The sequence below is a fragment of the Bacillus sp. MBGLi79 genome (assembly GCF_002953915.1).
In genome coordinates this window covers 248741-250715 of record NZ_CP026521.1, presented here as the reverse complement: position 1 = coordinate 250715, position 1975 = coordinate 248741, and the positions used below count along the sequence as shown (strand labels likewise).

Below are 1975 nucleotides of genomic sequence, written 5' to 3'. Positions count from 1 at the left end.
TTCTCCCCTATCTCTTAACCTTAAAACTTTAAAGGTTCGCAAAAAGACTAAACGTTCCTTCTTTTCAACCATTAGAATATAATATAAATAAATTGCCTCGGGTCTCAACAACCATAAAAACTAATCTTTTATGTTAAGAATGTTGAAGGAGGCTTAACCATGATTATTCAGCTTGAAGAAGCAATCGAAATCCTCGATCGCACGCAAGAAATGCTGAATCAGTTGTGTTGATTCCGACAAAAGGAGCAACGGAACCTTTTCCGCCGTTCGACCGCTTCAGCCAGTTGAATCAAAACGACGGAATAACGATGGAACAGTTGCTTAACGAGTTTGCAGATATCAGACGGGCGAATCTGAAAACATTACAGCAGATCATTGATCCTGAAGCCGACTTCGAACAAACGGGGATGCACCCTGAGTTTGGAATCGTCAAACTAAGAGAACAGATCTCGACATGGGTTGCCCACGACCTTACTCACATCTCGCAAATTGCAAGAGTGCTGGCGAAACGGTATCAGGATGATGTCGGCCCCTGGAGGGCTTATTTGCGGATTTTAGCGGACTAAATAAAAAACACCCGCTCGTTTTACAACGGGCGGGTGTTAGATTTTTCGGCTCAACACTACCTGCCAGACTTCGAAAAAAAAACAAGTAAGATATGAGGAATGAAACCATTGAATTTTCAACACCAATCAAGGCAACGTATTATGAGCTGATTTCTCTTACAGGTCCTGCTTTCCGTTTGTAATGCGAACTGAAAGTCACCAAAACAGCGACAATCGCAATCGTAACCTCCAATGCCCCAAACCATGTAATAGAAGCCAGCGATATTTTTTCCACAAAAACTCCTCCGATGCCTGCACCTGCGGCCATGGCGAATTGCATCATCGATTGATTAATGCCGAGCAATACACCTGACACTTCCGGTTTGAGCGTCGCTAAGTGATATTGCTGTGTCGGGCCGGTAGACCATGCGGCAAACGACCATAAGATGAGAATCAACAGTACTCCGACATAGGAATGGGTGACAAGCGACAGTAAAATCAATGCGATGATATGCAGCGTCATCCCGCCAACGAGTGTAAAGGGAACGCCCCATTTATCGGTGCTATATCCGCCAAACTTCGATCCAACCAAGCTGGCGATTCCAAATATAAGCAAAAAGCCGCTAAGCAAATTGCCACTTATCCCTGAAACGGTCAGAAGGTAAGGAGACAGATAAGTATATGCTACGGAATATCCTCCGAGCCAGAAAAAAGTGATTGATAACCCCATTGCTACTTTCCGGTTCTTTAAAAGAGAAAGCTGTTGAAGCAAAGGGACGGGCTTATCGCCTTCGGTATGCGGCAAGATTAAGAATATAACAATCATTGCGATGAATCCCAGTAAAGCAATTCCTCCAAATACAGACTTCCAGCCTAATGCTTCTGCCGTCATTCTTCCGAGTGGAACACCTATGATCAGAGAAGCGGTAAACCCCATGACCACTGTAGCAATTGCACTGCCCTGCTTACCCGCCGGAGCAATTTTGGCGGCAATCGTTAATGCCGTGACCACAACCATGCCTGCCCCCAATGCCATAATGACCCGCGCTGCAACAAACCAGCCATAGCCAGGCAGGGTAAAGGCCAGAATATTTCCGATCACAAACAAAGCGAGAGCATACATCATTAACTTGCGCCTATCCATACTTGCCGTCAATGCCATGAGAACCGGTGTGAAAACTGCATACACAAGTGAAAAGATCGTAATCAGCTGGCCCGCGGCAGCTAAAGTTATTCCGAGTGTTTGGGCGATCTGATCCAAAATCCCGGAAATAATGTACTCTGAGGTCCCTACCAAAAAACTGATGATCGCTAAAATATAAATTTTCCAAGCACTAAACATAATCGTTCGCTCCTTCTTCGTTTTATACATTTACATATCACGAAATAACGATATGTAAATTAAAAAAATAAACACATCGGAATATGTC

Annotated in this window: 2 protein-coding genes; one reads left to right on the top strand and one right to left on the bottom strand. The window is 44.2% G+C overall.

Annotation, left to right across the window (positions count from 1 at the left end; genetic code table 11):
• The first annotated feature begins 224 nt into the window (after window positions 1-224).
• Entirely contained in the window at window positions 225-566 is a 342-nt protein-coding gene (locus C1T29_RS24630; RefSeq protein ID WP_328056167.1) for a DinB family protein, read from the top strand.
• Between the two features lie 139 nt (window positions 567-705).
• Here C1T29_RS24630 and C1T29_RS01430 read toward each other — a convergent pair whose 3' ends face one another.
• Window positions 706-1887: an MFS transporter gene (locus C1T29_RS01430; RefSeq protein WP_103750378.1), complete on the bottom strand. Its 1182-nt coding sequence runs from the start codon at window positions 1885-1887 to the stop codon at window positions 706-708.
• Window positions 1888-1975: the final 88 nt, after the last annotated feature.